Genomic DNA, 1,006 nt, shown 5'->3' with positions numbered 1-1,006 from the left:
CTATTGAGGATCGAGCGAGCGCCATGCATCAACAGCGTTCGCAGATAGGTGTCTCCGCGCTTGCTCAGCCCCAGTTGCCGAACTCTGCCACCGGTGCCCGTTTGTCGAGGAACCAGCCCCAGCCAAGCTGCGAACTGGCGACCAGAATGGAAGGTTTTCGCATCTCCCAGTGAGGCAACAGCGGCTGTAGCGGTCAACAAACCAATTCCGGGAATCTCTGCAATTTTCTGGCAGGCGGAGTTCTCACGTAGGCACTGTTTCAAACGCAGTTCGATTTTTCGAATTTCCTCATCCAGCTGGATAATCCGAGTCCACTGATCGCGTAGGCTGTCCAACAACATGGAAGGCACTTGATGCTCAGCATTGGCAAAGGCCTCCGGAACGGCCTTACTCAGCTGGGTATAACCTTCTGGCAGCACGATTCCGAATTCGTAAAGCAGCCCACGTAAGCTATTGCTCTGCATGATGCGAAATTTCAGCAACTGGGAGCGGATACGGTGTAGCGAGAGGATCGCCTGCTGATCCGCCTGCTTGATTGCCACCAGGCAAGCGCCGGGCTGCTGCACCGCTGTCCAGATGGCTTGAGCGTCAGCCGCATCGGTTTTGTTTCGCAGCACAAAGGGGCGTACCGAACGAGGGGCGAGTAGCCGTACCTCATGCCCCTGCTGTTGAAGCTGACGTGCCCACCAGTGGGCACTGCCACAGGCCTCGATTGCCACCAGGCTGGTCGGATAATTTGCAAAGAACGCCAGCACTTCATCACGGCGCAGCTTGATACGCTCGATCCTCCCAGTGCACTGATCAACGGTGTGCAGCTGGAAAACCTTCTTGGCGATGTCCATGCCAATTACGCTATGTTTCATGGTGGATCCTCCTGCTCAAGTGGTGTTTGTTATCCACTCTCCACTTTGGCACCTAGATGCCGGGGCAGCGAAGATCCTCTATTGATGTAGAGGTGCTGCGGTCGGCCCGCTGCCGGGGGGAGGCGTCCATACCATCTGAACAA

General features: G+C 56.3%; 1 protein-coding gene. It reads right to left on the bottom strand.

The window, feature by feature from the left end; genetic code table 11:
• Nucleotides 1-863: IS110 family transposase (locus N5D20_RS24670; RefSeq protein WP_279915267.1), on the bottom strand; the 863-nt coding region annotated here is incomplete at its 3' end.
• Nucleotides 864-1,006 lie beyond the last annotated feature (143 nt).

This window comes from Stenotrophomonas sp. GD03877, assembly GCF_029840555.1.
In the GTDB taxonomy this organism is placed as follows: Bacteria; Pseudomonadota; Gammaproteobacteria; order Xanthomonadales; family Xanthomonadaceae; genus Stenotrophomonas; species Stenotrophomonas geniculata.
This window is presented reverse-complemented; position numbering and strand designations above follow the sequence as displayed.